The organism is Demequina capsici (assembly GCF_032102965.1).
Classification (GTDB): Bacteria; Actinomycetota; Actinomycetes; order Actinomycetales; family Demequinaceae; genus Demequina; species Demequina capsici.
On sequence record NZ_CP134880.1, the window covers coordinates 626,942 to 641,753 of the forward strand.

The following is a 14,812-nucleotide window of genomic DNA, read 5'->3' on the forward strand; positions in this document are numbered from 1 at the left end:
CCGGTCAGTGCGCGTTCTGCGCGTCGAACGTCGGGTCGAGCAGCTCAGGTGCGTTGATGGCTCGCACGGCGGTCTCGACCTCTCGCGTCTCGAGGTCCGCGTCGATCTGCTGCAGGGCGGCGAAGCGCCGCGCCTGCGGGAGCACCTGGCGCTCCAGCGAGCCGATCGTCTTGTTGTAGGCGTCGCCCGCCTGGTCGATCGCCTTTCCCACGCGGGCAAGGTGCTCTCCCATGGTGCTCAGCCGCTTGTACAGCTCCTGGCCCGTCTGCAGCACCTCCTTCGCATTCTTGGCGAGAGCCTCCGCCTTCCAGGTGTGTGCCACGGTGCGGAGCATCGCGACGAGCACTGTGGGCGTCGCGATGATGACGCCCGCCTCATAGGCGTCCGTGAGCAGCTGCGGATCCCGCTCCGTCGCCACCTGCAGGAACGACTCCGCCGGCAGGAAGAGCACCGAGAAGTCGATCTCGCTGCCGAACTGCTCGCGGTACGCCTTCGAGCTGAGCTCCTTCACCCTCAGCCGCACATTGCGCACATGGCGGGCTGCGTGCTCCTCGGCACGCTCAGGGTCCCCGTCGACGTCGAGCAGGGCGTCCAGCGGTGTCTTGGCGTCCACCACGATCCGCCGGCCGCCCGCGAGCGTGACGATCATGTCGGGCCGCAGGCGGCTGCCGTCGGGGGCGGTGCCCGACTCCTGCTCGTCGAAGTCGACGCCGTTCACGAGTCCCGCCACCTCCACGACCCTGCGCAGGTGAAGCTCGCCCCAGCGGCCGCGGACCTCTGGGCGGCGCAGCGCGCTGCGCAGGCTCTCCGTCTGGCGTCCGAGCTGGGCCGACGCATCGAGCATGTGCCTGACCTGTTGAGCCAGCTGCGCCTGAGCCTCCGCTCGCGCCAGGTCCGCCTCGCTCGTCTGCCGTCTGACGTCGTCCAATGCCTTGGCCATGGGCTCCACGAGCTGGCGCACCGCCTGCTCCCTCCGTGCGAGCTCCGCGTCGGCGACAGCCCGATCCCGGCTGAGACGCTCCTGGGCCACTCGGAGCAGCGCCTCCTGGGACGCCTGCAACGACTGGGCGGACAGCGCCTGGAACTCCTGCCGCAACGTGTCGTGGTCTCCACGGACCTGCGCCGCATAGGCGTCGTGCGCGCGCTGCTGGTCCGAGACGCGGCGCTCGGCGGCGGCGAGCTCCGCCTTGAGCCGCGCCAGGCTCGCCGATCCCGACGCACGGGACGCCAGCCAGCCGATGAGCGCGCCGAACGCGGCGCCTGCCAGGACCAGGAGAACCTCTGTCATGCGGTCACTGTGGCACGGAGGGCTGACATCGGCGCAGAAAACCCGAGGTCGGTGCCGATTTCCGGCGCATACCGCCGATTCGTCACGGAAACCTGTTCCTTGGGTCACATTTTGGGCACAATCGGTGTGAGCCCCCACCCATGCAACAAGATCGCAACAAACGCGCGCCTAACCTTTTGCCACCGCCATGGTCATCGACCGTGGCGAAACAGTGTCCGCGCTGGAACCGTGCGGGCCACCATCCAAGGTCCGGGAGACCGGACGCATAGGAGGATCCAGTGAATTCCAAGAAGGCCGTTCTCGGCAGCATCGCCACCATCGGTGTGGCCATGTTCGCCCTGACCGCCTGCTCGAGCGACGGGGGCGACACGTCGCCATCCACGTCGGAGACCGCCGGTAGCGGTTCGAGCAGCGCCATCATCATGACCAACGGCTCCGAGCCGGAGAACCCGCTCATCCCGGGCAACACCAACGAGACCGGCGGCGGCAAGATCCTGGACTCGATCTTCGCGGGTCTGGTCTACTACGACGCCACCGGCGCCGTCCACAACGAGGTCGCCGAGAGCATCGTCGTCTCCGACGACGCGATGACGGTTGATGTCACGCTGCAGGACGGCTGGACGTTCACCAACGGCGAGCCGGTCACCGCCTCGTCCTTCGTCGACGCGTGGAACTACACCGCGCAGGCGTCGAACGCCTACCTGAACTCGTACTACTTCGAGGACATCGACGGCTTCTCGTACGACGAGGACTCGGCGCTGAACATCGATGTCACCGATGACCTCAACTTCACGATCCACCTGAACAAGCCGGCTGCCGACTTCGCGCAGCGTCTCGGCTACACGGCGTTCATGCCGCTGCCCACGGCGTTCTACGACGACCCCGAGGCCTACGGCGAGAACCCGATCGGTGACGGACCGTACATGCTCGCTGGCGATGGCGCGTGGCAGCACAACGTCCAGATCGACCTGGTCACCAACCCTGACTACAAGGGTGGCCGCACCCCGCAGAACGGCGGCGTGACCTTCGTGTTCTACGCCTCCCAGGACGCGGCGTACGCCGACCTGCTGCAGAACAACGTCGACGTCATCGACGGCATCCCGGACTCGTCGCTCGCGACGTACCAGACCGAGCTCGGCGACCGCGCGGTCAACCAGGCCGCCGCGATCTTCCAGTCCTTCACGATCCCGGAGTCGCTCCCGCACTTCTCGGGCGAGGAGGGCAAGCTCCGTCGCCAGGCGCTGTCGATGGCCATCGACCGCCCGACGATCACGAACGTGATCTTCAACGACACCCGCACCCCGGCGTCCGACTTCACGTCGCCCGTCGTGGACGGCTTCAGCGACACGCTCACCGGCGCCGACGTCCTGTCCTACAACCCGGACAAGGCTGTCGAGCTCTGGGCCGAGGCTGACGCCATCAGCCCGTGGGACGGCACGTTCGGCATCGCCTACAACTCGGACGGCGGCCACCAGGCCTGGGTCGACGCTGTGGCGAACTCGATCAAGAACGTCCTCGGCATCGACGCGGAGGGTGCCCCCTACGCGACGTTCAAGGAGCTGCGTTCGGCCGTGAACGACCGGACCATCACCACGGCGTTCCGCACCGGCTGGCAGGCGGACTACCCGGGTCTGTACAACTTCCTGGGCCCGCTCTACAAGACGGACGCCGGCTCGAACGATGGCGACTACTCGAACCCCGAGTTCGACGCCCTCCTCGAGCAGGGCATCTCGACCGCCGACAACGACGCCCGCAACGCGCTGCTTCAGCAGGCACAGGAGATCCTGCTCCAGGACCTCCCCGCCATCCCGCTGTGGTACTCGAACGTTGACGGTGGCTTCTCCGAGAACGTGTCGAACGTGACGTTCGGCTGGAACTCGGTGCCGCTGTACTACGAGATCACCAAGTCGGCGTAACACTCACTGGGGGCCCGTCCCGGCTCAGGCCGGGGCGGGCCCCTCGTGCGTCCGCATCGCGAGACGCACGCTGTAACATGGACCCACTTATGCCAACCTCACAGACACGAGCGAGCGGCCGATGACGCGATACATCCTCAGGCGACTGCTCCAGGCGATCCCCGTCTTCCTGGGAACGACCTTCCTGATCTACTTCCTGGTGTTCGCCATGCCTGGCGATCCCGTCCTGGCGATGTTCGGCGACAAGACGCCCAATCCCGCTCAGCTCGAGGCGCTGCGTGCGCAATACCACCTGGACCAGCCCTTCCTGGTGCAGTACCTGCACTACCTGGGCAACGTGCTCACCGGTGACCTGGGCACGACCTTCTCGGGCCGCAGCGTGAGCGACGTGCTCGCCGCCACGTTCCCCGTCACACTCAAGCTCGTCATCATGGCGGTGCTGATCGAGTTCTTCCTCTCCGTCGTGATCGGCCTCATCTCGGGCCTCCGCGAGGGCAAGTTCATCGACAACCTGAACGTGATCGTGGCCCTCGTCTTCAACTCGGTGCCCGCGTTCGTCGCCATGTTCCTGGCGCAGTACTTCTTCGGGATCAAGCTCGGATGGGTGCCCGTCACGGTCGGAGGAAACACGACCTGGGCGGCGATGTTCATGCCGGCGCTCGTGATCGCACTCACCGTCTATGTGGTGGGCATGAGGCTCATGCGAGGATCCGTGATCGAGGCCAGACGCGAGGACTACGTCCGTACCGCGTACGCGAAGGGTCTCACCTCGCGTCGCATCATCCCTGTGCACGTGGCGCGCAACTCGCTGATCCCCGTCGTCACGAACACCGCCGCCAGCTTCGGCGCGCTGATCGCAGGCACGACGATCACTGAAGGCATCTGGAACATCCCCGGTGTAGGCAACACGCTGTATCAGGCGATCATCCGAGGCGAGACACCCACGGTCGTCTCCTTCGTGACGGTGCTGACGGTGCTCTATGTGATCGTCAACATCCTCGTCGACCTGCTGTACGCCGTCCTCGACCCCAGGATCCGCTATGTCTGAGTCCCGTAACGAGCATTACGTCGCCCCTGTCGATGAGAACGAGGTCGTCGAGGTCGACCAGGTGCGCCTGGGTGAGCGCCGGTCGAACCTGTGGCTGGACGCATGGCGCGACCTGCGTCGTCGTCCGCTCTTCTACATCGCGCTTGCCATGGTGGCCGTGGTCGTGCTCGCATCCCTGTGGCCCACCCTCTTCACTCACGTGCCGCCGAACAACGGCTGCGAGCTCGCCAACAGCAACGGCGGGCCGACCGAGGGCCACATCCTTGGCTTCACCCGTCAGGGATGCGACGTCTACTCGCGCGTCGTCTGGGGTGCGCGTACCTCGCTGAGCGTCGGCCTCCTCGTCACGCTCATCACCGCGGTGATCGGCATTCCCATGGGTGCCTTCGCCGGCTTCTACGGCGGCCGGGTCGACTCGATCCTGTCCCGCATCGGCGATGTCTTCTTCTCGGTCCCCTACTTCCTCGCGGCGATCGTGGTCATGTCCGTGATGTCGGCGCACCGCAACGTGCTCACCATCTCCTTCGCGATCGGTGGATTCGCCTGGGCATCCCTGGCGCGCATCGTGCGCGCGGAGGTGCTGAGAGTGAAGAACCTGGAGTACGTCACGTCCTCCATCGCGGTGGGCCGGTCCAGGCTCAGCACATTGTTCTCGCACGTGCTTCCGAACTCGCTGACGCCGGTCATCGCGACCCTCACCGTCGGCCTGGGTGGTGCGATCGTCGCGGAGGCCTCGCTGAGCTTCCTGGGGATCGGCCTCAGCAGCTCCACCATGTCGTGGGGCAATGACATCTCCCAGGCTCAGACCACCATCAAGACCGCGCCCATGGCGCTGTTCTGGCCGTCGCTCGCGCTGACCCTGACGGTGCTGGCATTCATCCTGCTGGGCGAGCTGATCCGCGACGCCCTCGACCCGAAGGCGAGGGCCCGCCGATGAGCGACAACGCCAGCTCCACGCTCGACGCCGTGTCGGCCAAGCCGCTCGAGTCCGCGAACAAGCCGCTCGTCTCCGTCAAGGATCTCGAGGTCGCGTTCCGCACGCAGGGCGGCATGGTCAACGCCGTCCGCGGCATCAGCTTCGACATCTACCCGGGCGAGACCGTCGCGATCGTCGGCGAGTCCGGCTCCGGCAAGTCGACCACCGCCACCGCGCTGATCAACCTGCTGCCGGGCAACGGCCTCATCGCGGGCGGCTCGATCAACGTGGACGGCCATGAGGTCACCCAGATGACGCAGCGCCAGATGGCGGTCATCCGCGGCGGCATCGTCGGCTATGTGCCGCAGGACCCGATGTCCAACCTGAACCCGGTGTGGAACGTCGGCTTCCAGGTCGAAGAGGCCGTCAAGGCCAACGGCCTGGCGTCCGAGCGCAAGGCGGTGAAGGCGCGCGCTATCGAGGTTCTCAAGCAGGCCGGACTGGGCGACGCGGAGCGACGCATGCGGCAGTTCCCGCACCAGTTCTCCGGCGGCATGCGTCAGCGTGTCCTGATCGGCATCGGCCTCGCGGCGGACCCGAAGCTGCTGATCGCGGACGAGCCCACCTCGGCGCTCGACGTGACGGTGCAGAAGACGATCCTGGACCACATCGAGTCGCTGACCCGCGAGAACAACACCGCGGTGCTCTACATCACCCACGACCTGGGCCTCGCCGCTGAGCGGGCGACCAAGCTGCTGGTGATGCACCGCGGCAAGATCGTCGAGGCCGGTCCGAGCGTCGAGATCCTCAAGAACCCGAAGCACCCGTACACGCAGACCCTGATCGCTGCCGCGCCCTCCCTGGCATCGCAGCGCATCCGCGGCACGGCGCCCACGGTCGGCTCGGCAGCCCCGGCGCTGGACATGGCCAAGCTGGCGGCTGAGCACGACGAGGCGCACGAGGCGGAGGTCGAGGCGGCACCCGTCACGATCGAGGTCAAGGACCTGACCAAGGTCTTCACGATCCGCAAGGGCGGCTTCAAGTCGGAGCCGCTCACCGCGGTCGACGCGATCTCGTTCAAGGTGCACAAGGGCTCCACTCTTGCGCTGGTGGGTGAGTCGGGCTCCGGCAAGACCACTGCGGCCAAGATGATCCTTGGCCTCGAGCAGCCCACGTCCGGGTCCATCGTCATCAGCGGCACCGACATCGCCGGTCTGTCCGGGCGCGGGATGTTCGACCTGCGTCGACGCATGCAGCCGGTGTTCCAGGACCCGTACTCGTCTCTCGACCCGCAGCGTTCCATCGGCGCGTGCATCGCCGAGCCGATGAGGGTGCACGGAATCAGCGACAGGTCCGCACGCCTCGCACGCGTGAAGGAGCTCCTGGACCAGGTGTCGCTGCCCGAGAGCATCGCGGCGCGCTACCCGAACGAGCTCTCGGGTGGTCAGCGTCAGCGCGTCGCGATCGCGCGTGCGCTGGCGCTCAAGCCCGACGTCGTCGTGCTCGACGAGGCGGTCTCCGCGCTCGACGTGCTCGTGCAGGCGCAGGTGCTGCAGCTGCTCGCGGACCTTCAGGACGAGCTCGGTCTCACGTATCTGTTCATCACCCACGACCTCGCCGTCGTGCGCGTGGTGGCGGATGAGATCGCAGTCATGGAGTCCGGCAAGATCGTCGAGACGGGCTCGTCCGATGAGATCTTCAGCAACGCGAAGCAGCCGTACACGCGGCGACTGCTCGACGCGATCCCGGGCTCCGGGATCGAGTGGGGCGTCTGACACCCTGACGCGTCGCGAGGGCGGGATCGGCTGAGCCGGTCCCGCCCTCGCCGCATCTGCACCGTCGCGCTCAGTCCTCCTCGAACGGCGCCAGATCCTCGAGCGACGGGATGGTCACGCCGTCGGGCGGCGGTGGAGCGGGCGGCGCCTCGGCGACGTTCTCGGGCGCGGGGAGCAGCCGCTCCCGCTCCATCGCCTGCTTGGCCCTTGCCACGCCAGGGTCGAAGATCTCCTCGAACGTCATGCGGCCAGGATAGGTGCGTGCCGAAGGGTGGGCGAGGTGCGCGTCGTCCCGGGACCGCTGTCGAGTGGTGCGAGTCTGTGCGCCGGTAGACTGGCTCCCCGTGGCTCTCACTATCGGAATCGTCGGACTGCCCAACGTCGGCAAGTCCACCCTCTTCAATGCACTGACCCGCGCAGAGGTGCTCGCGGCGAACTACCCGTTCGCGACGATCGAGCCCAACGTCGGCGTCGTCTCGCTGCCGGATGAGCGGCTCGGCAAGCTCGCCGAGATCTTCCACTCGGAGCGCGAGCTCCCCGCGACGGTGTCGTTCGTCGACATCGCTGGCATCGTGAAGGGGGCATCGGAGGGCGAAGGCCTGGGCAACGCCTTCCTGGCGAACATCCGTGAGGCCGACGCGATCTGTCAGGTGACCCGCGCATTCGCGGACGTGGATGTCACCCGCGTCGACGGGTCTGTGGACGAGGCGGGCGATCTGGAGACGATCTCCACCGAGCTGATCCTCGCGGACCTTCAGACGATCGAGAAGGTGGTGCCGCGTCTCGAGAAGGAGGTGCGCGCGAAGAAGGCGTCGCCCGACTTCCTCGCGTCGGTGCTGGAGGCCAAGGAGATCCTCGAGGCCGGCCAGACGCTGTTCGCGGGCGGCCCGGTCGCGGGTCTGGACCTGGCGGGCCTGAAGGAGCTCAACCTCCTCACCACCAAGCCGTTCATCTACGTCTTCAACACGGACGACGCCGGACTGCTGGATGAGGACAAGAAGGCGCAGCTCGAGGCGCTCGTCGCCCCTGCGAAGGCGATCTTCATGGACGCCAAGTTCGAATCCGAGCTCATCGAGCTCGACGCGGACGAGGCGAAGGAGATGCTCGAGTCCACCGGACAGACCGAGTCAGGCCTGGACCAGCTGGCCCGCATCGGCTTCGACACGCTTGGCCTGCAGACGTACCTCACCGCCGGCCCCAAGGAGGCTCGCGCGTGGACCATCCACAAGGGATGGACCGCTCCGCAGGCCGCCGGAGTCATCCACACGGACTTCGAGAAGGGCTTCATCAAGGCCGAGGTCGTGTCGTTCGACCATCTGGTCGCGGCAGGCTCCATGGCGGAGGCGAAGGCCAAGGGGTGGGTTCGCATGGAAGGCAAGGACTACGTCATGGTCGACGGCGACGTGGTGGAGTTCCGCTTTAACGTCTAGCGTTATTGACGCACTCCGTTATACGATGCTCGTGTGATCAGATCCTTCAGCGACAAGAACGCTGAGCGGATCTGGGACGAGCAGTTCGTGAAGGCGATCGATCGTCGCGTTCAGCGTGCCGCGCTTCGCAAGCTTGAGGCGCTCCACGCTGCGGCTGAGGTGGAAGACCTGCGGATTCCACCAGGAAACAGGCTTGAACTGCTTAAGGGCGATCGCGTGGGTCAGCACAGCATCCGCGTGAACGACCAATGGAGAATCTGCTTTCGATGGAAGGACGGAGGTGCGGATGATGTCGAGCTCGTCGACTACCACTGAGGACGGCGTGATCCCGCCGATCCATCCGGGTGAGATCCTGATGGAGGACTTCATCGAGGGATTCGGGATCACCCAGAACAAGTTGGCTGTCGCGATCGGTGTGCCGCCGCGTCGCATCAACGAGATCGTCCACGGCAAGCGCGGTATCACGGCTGACACTGCAGTGCGCTTGAGCGCGTACTTCGGGACGACGGCGGAGTTCTGGATGAACCTGCAGTCGCACTACGAGTTGCGGCTTGAGCGTCGCGCGCTTCGTGAGCAGGTCGCGGCGATCACGCCGTTGCGGGTTGCCTGACGTTCTCGCTCGCAGACGTTGTTCGGCCACGGAATGCGGTGGAGTTCCGCTTCAACGTGTAGCGCCCACCCTTGACACTTCTCTTAACGAGAAGATATCGTCACGTTTTGTGAAGAATCTGCCGTCGGTGCTCACGCCTTTCGTGAGGTCGGACGTCTCCGGAGCACTGCTCGCGGAGACGCTCGGTCGCACCGACGAGGAGTTCTCGCTCGCCGAGCTCGGCCGCCGGACCGGCGCGGGGGCAGGCGTGGTGCACAAGGAGGTCGGCCGTCTCGTCGATGCAGGGGTGCTACGTGACCGCACCGTGGGACGCAATCGCATGGTTCGCGCGAACATCGAGCATCCACTCTTCTCGCTCATGCGAGACCTGATCGCCGCGACCTACGGGCCCGTGCCGGTCCTGCGGGAGCTGCTCGCTGCGATCGACGGCGTGGAGGCGGCCTTCGTCTACGGCTCGTGGGCCGCGCGGCGGGCGGGTGAGTCCGGGGAATTCCCCCACGACATCGATGTCCTCGTGATCGGCACGGCATCGCGACGGGTCCTTGCTGAAGCCGCGTCGTCCGCTGCCGCCAGGATCGGTGCGGAGGTCAGCATCTCGCGCGTCTCGCGCGAGGAGTGGGAGGCTGCCGAGCCGACGCCCTTCCTCGCGACGGTGAAGAGCCGCCCCATGGTCGAGCTGCTAAGTGGCGAGGCGCATGACTGAGTTGTCCGAGGATATCTCGCGCATGCTCGCCTCGCGCCGTCTTGAACGAGTGGCAGTGAACGTGGACCATGCGCGATCGGTGATCGCCACAGCTCAGCGTCACCTCGATACGGCGCGAGTGCTCGCAGGAACGGACGACGTCGCGATGGCCTTCACTGCCGCGTACGACGGCACCCGCAAGGCGTTGGCTGCGGTTCTTGCAGTGCATGGGCTGCGAGTACGACCCGTGGGAGGGGCGCACCGCAACACCGGACTCGCTGCGGCCGCGCTGATGCCGGACTCGGTCGACGAGATCGCAGAGTTCAACTGGATGCGACAGGTTCGCAACAGCACCGAGTATCCCGAGGACGCACGCCCCGAGGCGACGAGCCAAGACGTGGAAGACGCGATCGTGGCGGGAATGGCGATCATTCAGGCGTGCGCGCTCATCATCGCAGCAGCCGTCGACAGATGATTCGGCTGCGGAATGCGGTGGAGTTCAGGTTCAACGTGTAGCCGCCGTCCAGCATCTGCGCGCAGACCTGAGGCGTCCTCATCGACCAGCGGCTGCTCGGTCTCGGTGCTGAGGCCTGCGGGCAGGTTCGCGACGAGCACCACGACGACGCCGACCAGCACGATCGCCGTCACGGCGAGGGGCACCGCCAGCAGACCTTGCTGGGTCCCGCGATGACGGGCGCGCGGCATGTCTTGGACCGGCTCGGTGGGCGCAGGTCAGCGACACGTCATCACCCGTCACAATGAGTCCCACGAGCGATCGCAGACTGAGCTCGTCCGGCAGAACCTGGGAGGAGCGTGTCGCGTCGATGAGCACGGCAGATCTGCTTCGCGCGTACGACGAGCAGCTGCGCTCGGACGCTGAGACGCCCAGCGCAGTCGCGGTCACGAGGATGGGGCCGCTTCGCCTCGTCGAGTTCGCTGCGGGTCGCGGATTCGTGACCTACCGGGACCTCGGTGGGGCCGATGCGGCCGGCAGCGCTCGGCTTGTCGCGCAGGCTCGCGCCTTCTTCGAGTCGGCACCCTCGGTCACCGAGGTCGAGTGGAAGACGAGGGGCCACGATGATGCGCCCGGGCTCGCGGCCGCGCTCAGGGCCCACGGGTTCGTTGCCGAGGAGACGGAGTCGATCATGATCGGCGAGGTCGAGCGGCTCGTTCAGAACGTCGATCTGCCGGCCGGGGTGTCGCTGCGGCGGGTCACCGAGGAGGAGGACGTTCGCGCGATGTGCGCGATGCAGGACCAGGTCTTCGGCGACGACGTCTCGGAGGTCTACGCGAACGCCGTCGTCGCGCGCCTGGCGAGGGCCGACGGCATGGAGCTCTGGATCGCGGAGCACGACGGTCGGATCGTGAGCGCCGGGCGGCTCGAGCCCGTGGCAGGCACGGAGTTCGCCGGGATCTGGGGCGGCGCAACGCTGGAGGAGTGGCGCGGCCGAGGGATCTATCGCGCATTGACTGCGGCGCGGGCCCGTTCGGCGCGCGTGATGGGCAAGACGCTGATCCACTCCGACTCGACCGAGTTCTCGCGTCCGATCCTTGAACGCTCAGGCCTCGTGCGCGTCTCGACCACCACGCCATACGTGTGGCGACGCGCCATCGGGGCCTGACGGCAGGCACTCCGCGCGCACGCCGCTCTCCCAATAAAGGGGACCAGAGTCCCATGCGTGTTATTCATGTGTGTTATAAAGACCAGGTCTTTTGTGCCGTCACGTGGTGACGCGAGCTGTACCAGGGGGTAGGGGCGATGTTGACCAGAACAAGACTCGTGTGGGCTGTGAGCGCCCTGCTGGTGATCGCATTGGGTCTCTGGTGGGCTCTCCGCAGCGGTGCCGACGGCGGCACCGCAGAGAGCGGCGCGGCAGCGGCCAGCGCGGCGGCCTCGTACAGCGTGGGCGGCAGCGCCTCGGGGATCACTGGCTCGCTGGTGCTCCAGAACAACCTGGGCGACGACCTGAGCCTCACCGCCGACGGCGACTTCGACTTCGCGACCGCCCTCGATGAAGGCGGCGCCTTCTCTGTCACCGTGCTCAGCGCCCCCGAGGGTCAGACGTGCACGGTGGACAACGCCCAGGGGACCATCCAGGGCGCTGACGTCACCGACGTCGCCGTCCAGTGCGTGACCGACGGGGCCGCGGAGCACACCCTCGGCGGCACCGTGTCCGGTCTCGGTGGAACGCTCGTGCTCCAGAACAACGGAGGGGACGACGCGATCGTCGAAGCCGACGGCACCTTCGCCTTCGCCGAGACCCTGGAGGACGGCGATCGCTTCCATGTGACGGTCAAGGAGGAGCCCGCGGGGCAGGTCTGCACGGTCGACGGCGGCCGCGGCGCGATCGACGGAGCGGACGTGACCACAGTCCAGGTGACCTGCGTCGGCAACCCGACGACCTCCACCACCGGAGCGTCGATCGCTAAGGGCGGCACCAGCGTGCGGCATGTCAGTGACGAGGGCGGTGCGTCCGACCCGGGCGACGATGGCTCTGCCGTCCCGGTGGCGCGCTACGGCGTCGGCGGCTCCGTCTCCGGACTCGACGGCACCCTGGTGCTGCTCAACGACGGCACGGACACGCTGACGGTGAGCACCGACGGGCCGTTCACGTTCGCCACCACGATCGAGGACGGCTCGCGCTACGACATCACCGTGAAGACGCAGCCGGCGGGCGGGCGCTGCACGGTCACCGATGGCAGCGGCACCGTCGACGGCGCCGCCGTGACGTCGGTTGCCGTGACCTGCCTCTCGGCACCGGTGCCGGCCCTGAGCTACGGCTTGAAGGCCTTCTCGTTCACCTGGGCGGCGGTCGGCGGCGCCGACTACTACCAGCTCTACGAGGACCCGGACGGTGCCTCGGGCCTCAGCCTGATCGCCGACCACATCGACGCGACCAGCTTCGACCTGACGGACGTGGTGCTGTACAACCGCATCAACGCCCAGTACCAGGTGACGGCCTGCAACGCCGACGGCTGCGTCCAGTCGGACACGATGACCGTCTCCGACACGCTCGTGGAGGCCGCGGGTCATTTCCGCGAGTCGAGCCCGGCGTCGTACGACTACTTCGGAATCTCGGTCGCGCTGTCCGGTGACGGCAGGACGATGGTCGTGGGCGCGTACGCGACGAACTCCTACAAGGGCTCCGCCACCGTCTTCGTGAAGGACGACGACGGGACGTGGCGGGAGCAGGAGCAGCTGTTCCCCGTCACGTCGAGCACCGGGTTCGGCTTCGGCACCGCATTGAACGCGGACGGCACCGTGCTCGTGGTCGGCGGCTATGCGCGGGCTCACATCTACCAGCGCAGCGGCGACGTGTGGACGCTCATCACGACGCTGCACCCGACCGGCATCACGAGCACCGACTACTTCGGCTGGAACCTCGGTCTGTCCGCGGACGGCAAGAACCTGGCGGTGAGCGCGACGGGAGCCAGGACCGTGTATGTGTTCGGCGAATCCGGTGGCATCTGGAGCGAGCTCGCGCAGCTCACCGGTGACACCAGCGACTGGGGCTACGGCGCGTCGCTCTCCATGGCGGACGACGGCAGCACGCTGGCGGTCGGCAGCGAGGGCGAGGGTCTGGGCTACGTCTACCTCTACGACAACGACGGCGGCAGCTGGACCCGGCAGACCAAGCTGCAGGCCACCGGCCTGGACTCGAACGGCGGCTTCGGCTCCGGCGTCGCGCTCGACGGCGATGGCAGCACTCTGGCCGTGGGCGCCGCCTACCAGAACGGCTACGCAGGCAAGGCCTACATCTTCACCAAGGACGGCGGCGTCTGGATGCAGCAGGCCGTGCTCGAGGCGAGCAACGGCGAGCCGTTGGACTACTTCGGTGCGAAGCTCGATCTCACCAAGGACGGCTCGACGTTGGCGGTCACCGCCACCTATGAGGCCGGAGGCTCCACCGGGCTCAACGGGCCAGACAACAACGATCTGCCAGGTGCCACGAACAACGACGACGGTGGAGCGGCGTACGTCTTCACGCGGTCCGACGACGGCACCTGGTCGCAGAAGGCCTACGTCAAGGGCGCCAGCCAGTCCTACTACCAGCGTGCCATCTCGCTGGCCTACGACGGCACGCTTGCAGTCGGCGCGCTGGTGGATCAGAGCGACTCCACCGGAGTGAGCTTCGGCCCAGGCAACCCGGTCGCCAGCGCCTTCGGAGGAGTCTTCCTCTATTGACGATGCGGCTGGTCGGTCGATTCCGGCCACTTCAACGCACGGTTGCTCGTGTAGTCACGCTCCACGCCGTCCAGGGGGTCGGTGAAGCGCAGCCGGCGGGCGACGAGCCGTAGCGGCTCGGAGAAGTCCGCCGGGTCGGCGTCGAGGATGTCGGGGTACAGCGTGTCGCCGACGAGAGGCAGGCCGAGGTCGGCCATCTGCAGGCGCAGCTGGTGCGTCTTGCCGGTGACCGGCGTGAGCCTGTACCGGGCATGGTCGCCGCGGACCTCGAGCAGCTCGACGACGGTCTCAGCGTTCGGCTCGCCCGGCACGAGCGACGCCTGGAGGCTCCCGCGCCGCTTCTCGATGCGGCCGACCAGGCGAAGAGGGAATCGGCGCGTGGCGTCGAAGGGCGCGATCGCCTCGTACTCCTTGACCACCCGGCGCGACTGGAACACGCCCGCGTAGGCACCTCGGCAGGCGCGATGCGTCGTGAGCACGAGCACCCCGGCCGTGAGGCGGTCGAGCCGATGCGCGGGCGCGAGCTCCGGGAGGTCGAGCGCCACGCGGAGCTTCACCAGCGCGGTCTCCTGGACATGCGCTCCGCGAGGCGTCGTCGCCATGAAAGGGGGCTTGTCGACCACCACCAGATTGTCGGTCCGGTCCAGGACCTCGATGGGGAACGGTACGGGCGTCTCCGGAGCGAGCGGTCGGTGGAACCATACGAAGGCCCGAGGCCGGTATGGCTCCTGGCCGGTCCACGGACGCCCGTGCTGGTCCACGAACTCTCCCGCGGCGAGGCGTCGCTGCACCTCCGCGGCGGCGGGCAGCCGCTCGAGCAGGAACTGTGCCATCGTCGCCCACGCGAGCGAGCCGTCCGGCGACGGGTCGGGCGTGCGCACCCATGCGGCGTCGAGCCCGTGGCGCTGCGGCAACGGCGAGCGGGGAGGCATCAGCGGGGCTCGACCGAGCGGGTGGCGTG

The 14,812-nt window shown here is 67.3% G+C and carries 15 protein-coding genes; 11 read left to right on the top strand and 4 right to left on the bottom strand.

Annotated features, from left to right (window positions below):
• Positions 1-4: 4 nt before the first annotated feature.
• Entirely contained in the window at positions 5-1,288 is a 1,284-nt protein-coding gene (locus RN607_RS03025; protein WP_313544240.1) for a DNA recombination protein RmuC, read from the bottom strand.
• Between the two features lie 278 nt (positions 1,289-1,566).
• On the opposite strand from RN607_RS03025, the gene RN607_RS03030 reads away from it, so the two are divergent.
• The 4 genes from RN607_RS03030 (at position 1,567) to RN607_RS03045 (ending at position 6,943) form a co-directional block, all read left to right on the top strand.
• Complete coding sequence (locus RN607_RS03030; protein ID WP_376784223.1) at positions 1,567-3,204, top strand: peptide ABC transporter substrate-binding protein; 1,638 nt, start codon at positions 1,567-1,569, stop codon at positions 3,202-3,204.
• Between the two features lie 121 nt (positions 3,205-3,325).
• The gene (locus tag RN607_RS03035) at positions 3,326-4,252 is read left to right on the top strand and encodes an ABC transporter permease (RefSeq protein WP_313499765.1); all 927 of its coding nucleotides are present in this window, start codon (positions 3,326-3,328) and stop codon (positions 4,250-4,252) included.
• The gene (locus RN607_RS03040; protein ID WP_313499767.1) at positions 4,245-5,189 is read left to right on the top strand and encodes an ABC transporter permease; all 945 of its coding nucleotides are present in this window, start codon (positions 4,245-4,247) and stop codon (positions 5,187-5,189) included. The genes RN607_RS03035 and RN607_RS03040 overlap by 8 nt, the downstream gene beginning before the upstream one ends.
• Entirely contained in the window at positions 5,186-6,943 is a 1,758-nt protein-coding gene (locus tag RN607_RS03045; RefSeq protein WP_313544242.1) for a dipeptide ABC transporter ATP-binding protein, read from the top strand. The genes RN607_RS03040 and RN607_RS03045 overlap by 4 nt, the downstream gene beginning before the upstream one ends.
• A gap of 70 nt (positions 6,944-7,013) precedes the next feature.
• Here RN607_RS03045 and RN607_RS03050 read toward each other — a convergent pair whose 3' ends face one another.
• Positions 7,014-7,187: a hypothetical protein gene (locus tag RN607_RS03050; RefSeq protein WP_313544244.1), complete on the bottom strand. Its 174-nt coding sequence runs from the start codon at positions 7,185-7,187 to the stop codon at positions 7,014-7,016.
• A 100-nt stretch (positions 7,188-7,287) separates the two neighbouring features.
• Here RN607_RS03050 and ychF point away from each other — a divergent pair, with 100 nt between their 5' ends.
• The 5 genes from ychF (at position 7,288) to RN607_RS03075 (ending at position 10,140) form a co-directional block, all read left to right on the top strand.
• The gene (ychF, locus tag RN607_RS03055) at positions 7,288-8,373 is read left to right on the top strand and encodes a redox-regulated ATPase YchF (RefSeq protein ID WP_313499773.1); all 1,086 of its coding nucleotides are present in this window, start codon (positions 7,288-7,290) and stop codon (positions 8,371-8,373) included.
• Positions 8,374-8,406: 33 nt separating this feature from the next.
• Complete coding sequence (locus tag RN607_RS03060) at positions 8,407-8,688, top strand: type II toxin-antitoxin system RelE/ParE family toxin (protein ID WP_313544246.1); 282 nt, start codon at positions 8,407-8,409, stop codon at positions 8,686-8,688.
• Positions 8,663-8,983, top strand: a complete 321-nt coding sequence (locus tag RN607_RS03065; RefSeq protein WP_313545468.1) for a HigA family addiction module antitoxin — start codon at positions 8,663-8,665, stop codon at positions 8,981-8,983. The genes RN607_RS03060 and RN607_RS03065 overlap by 26 nt, the downstream gene beginning before the upstream one ends.
• 109 nt (positions 8,984-9,092) lie before the next feature.
• Positions 9,093-9,686 carry a nucleotidyltransferase family protein gene (locus RN607_RS03070; RefSeq protein ID WP_313544249.1) on the top strand — a complete coding sequence of 198 codons (594 nt, stop codon included), beginning with the start codon at positions 9,093-9,095 and terminating at the stop codon, positions 9,684-9,686.
• Positions 9,679-10,140 (top strand): HEPN domain-containing protein, encoded by a 462-nt coding sequence (locus RN607_RS03075; RefSeq protein WP_313544251.1) that lies wholly within the window; start codon positions 9,679-9,681, stop codon positions 10,138-10,140. The genes RN607_RS03070 and RN607_RS03075 overlap by 8 nt, the downstream gene beginning before the upstream one ends.
• On the opposite strand, the gene RN607_RS03080 is transcribed toward RN607_RS03075, so the two are convergent.
• Positions 10,098-10,325: a hypothetical protein gene (locus RN607_RS03080; protein ID WP_313544253.1), complete on the bottom strand. Its 228-nt coding sequence runs from the start codon at positions 10,323-10,325 to the stop codon at positions 10,098-10,100. The two genes, RN607_RS03075 and RN607_RS03080, sit on opposite strands and share 43 nt — an antisense overlap.
• Positions 10,326-10,489: 164 nt before the next feature.
• Between RN607_RS03080 and RN607_RS03085 the strand changes: the two genes are divergently transcribed.
• Both RN607_RS03085 and RN607_RS03090 read left to right on the top strand, forming a co-directional pair.
• Entirely contained in the window at positions 10,490-11,287 is a 798-nt protein-coding gene (locus tag RN607_RS03085; RefSeq protein ID WP_313544255.1) for a GNAT family N-acetyltransferase, read from the top strand.
• Positions 11,288-11,454: 167 nt separating this feature from the next.
• Positions 11,455-13,851 carry an FG-GAP repeat protein gene (locus RN607_RS03090; RefSeq protein ID WP_313544257.1) on the top strand — a complete coding sequence of 799 codons (2,397 nt, stop codon included), beginning with the start codon at positions 11,455-11,457 and terminating at the stop codon, positions 13,849-13,851.
• Here the strand turns inward: RN607_RS03090 and RN607_RS03095 are convergent.
• Positions 13,845-14,783, bottom strand: a complete 939-nt coding sequence (locus tag RN607_RS03095) for a pseudouridine synthase (RefSeq protein ID WP_313544258.1) — start codon at positions 14,781-14,783, stop codon at positions 13,845-13,847. The genes RN607_RS03090 and RN607_RS03095 overlap by 7 nt on opposite strands.
• Positions 14,784-14,812 lie beyond the last annotated feature (29 nt).

Excerpts from the sequence above, each read along its gene's own strand:
- RN607_RS03025 (WP_313544240.1), bottom strand. The coding sequence starts at position 1,288 with ATGACAGAGGTTCTCCTGGTCCTGGCAGGCGCCGCGTTCGGCGCGCTC.
- RN607_RS03035 (WP_313499765.1), top strand. The coding sequence starts at position 3,326 with ATGACGCGATACATCCTCAGGCGACTGCTCCAGGCGATCCCCGTCTTC.
- RN607_RS03040 (WP_313499767.1), top strand. The coding sequence starts at position 4,245 with ATGTCTGAGTCCCGTAACGAGCATTACGTCGCCCCTGTCGATGAGAAC.
- RN607_RS03045 (WP_313544242.1), top strand. The coding sequence starts at position 5,186 with ATGAGCGACAACGCCAGCTCCACGCTCGACGCCGTGTCGGCCAAGCCG.
- RN607_RS03050 (WP_313544244.1), bottom strand. The coding sequence starts at position 7,187 with ATGACGTTCGAGGAGATCTTCGACCCTGGCGTGGCAAGGGCCAAGCAG.
- RN607_RS03065 (WP_313545468.1), top strand. The coding sequence starts at position 8,663 with ATGTCGAGCTCGTCGACTACCACTGAGGACGGCGTGATCCCGCCGATC.
- RN607_RS03075 (WP_313544251.1), top strand. The coding sequence starts at position 9,679 with ATGACTGAGTTGTCCGAGGATATCTCGCGCATGCTCGCCTCGCGCCGT.
- RN607_RS03085 (WP_313544255.1), top strand. The coding sequence starts at position 10,490 with ATGAGCACGGCAGATCTGCTTCGCGCGTACGACGAGCAGCTGCGCTCG.
- RN607_RS03095 (WP_313544258.1), bottom strand. The coding sequence starts at position 14,783 with ATGCCTCCCCGCTCGCCGTTGCCGCAGCGCCACGGGCTCGACGCCGCA.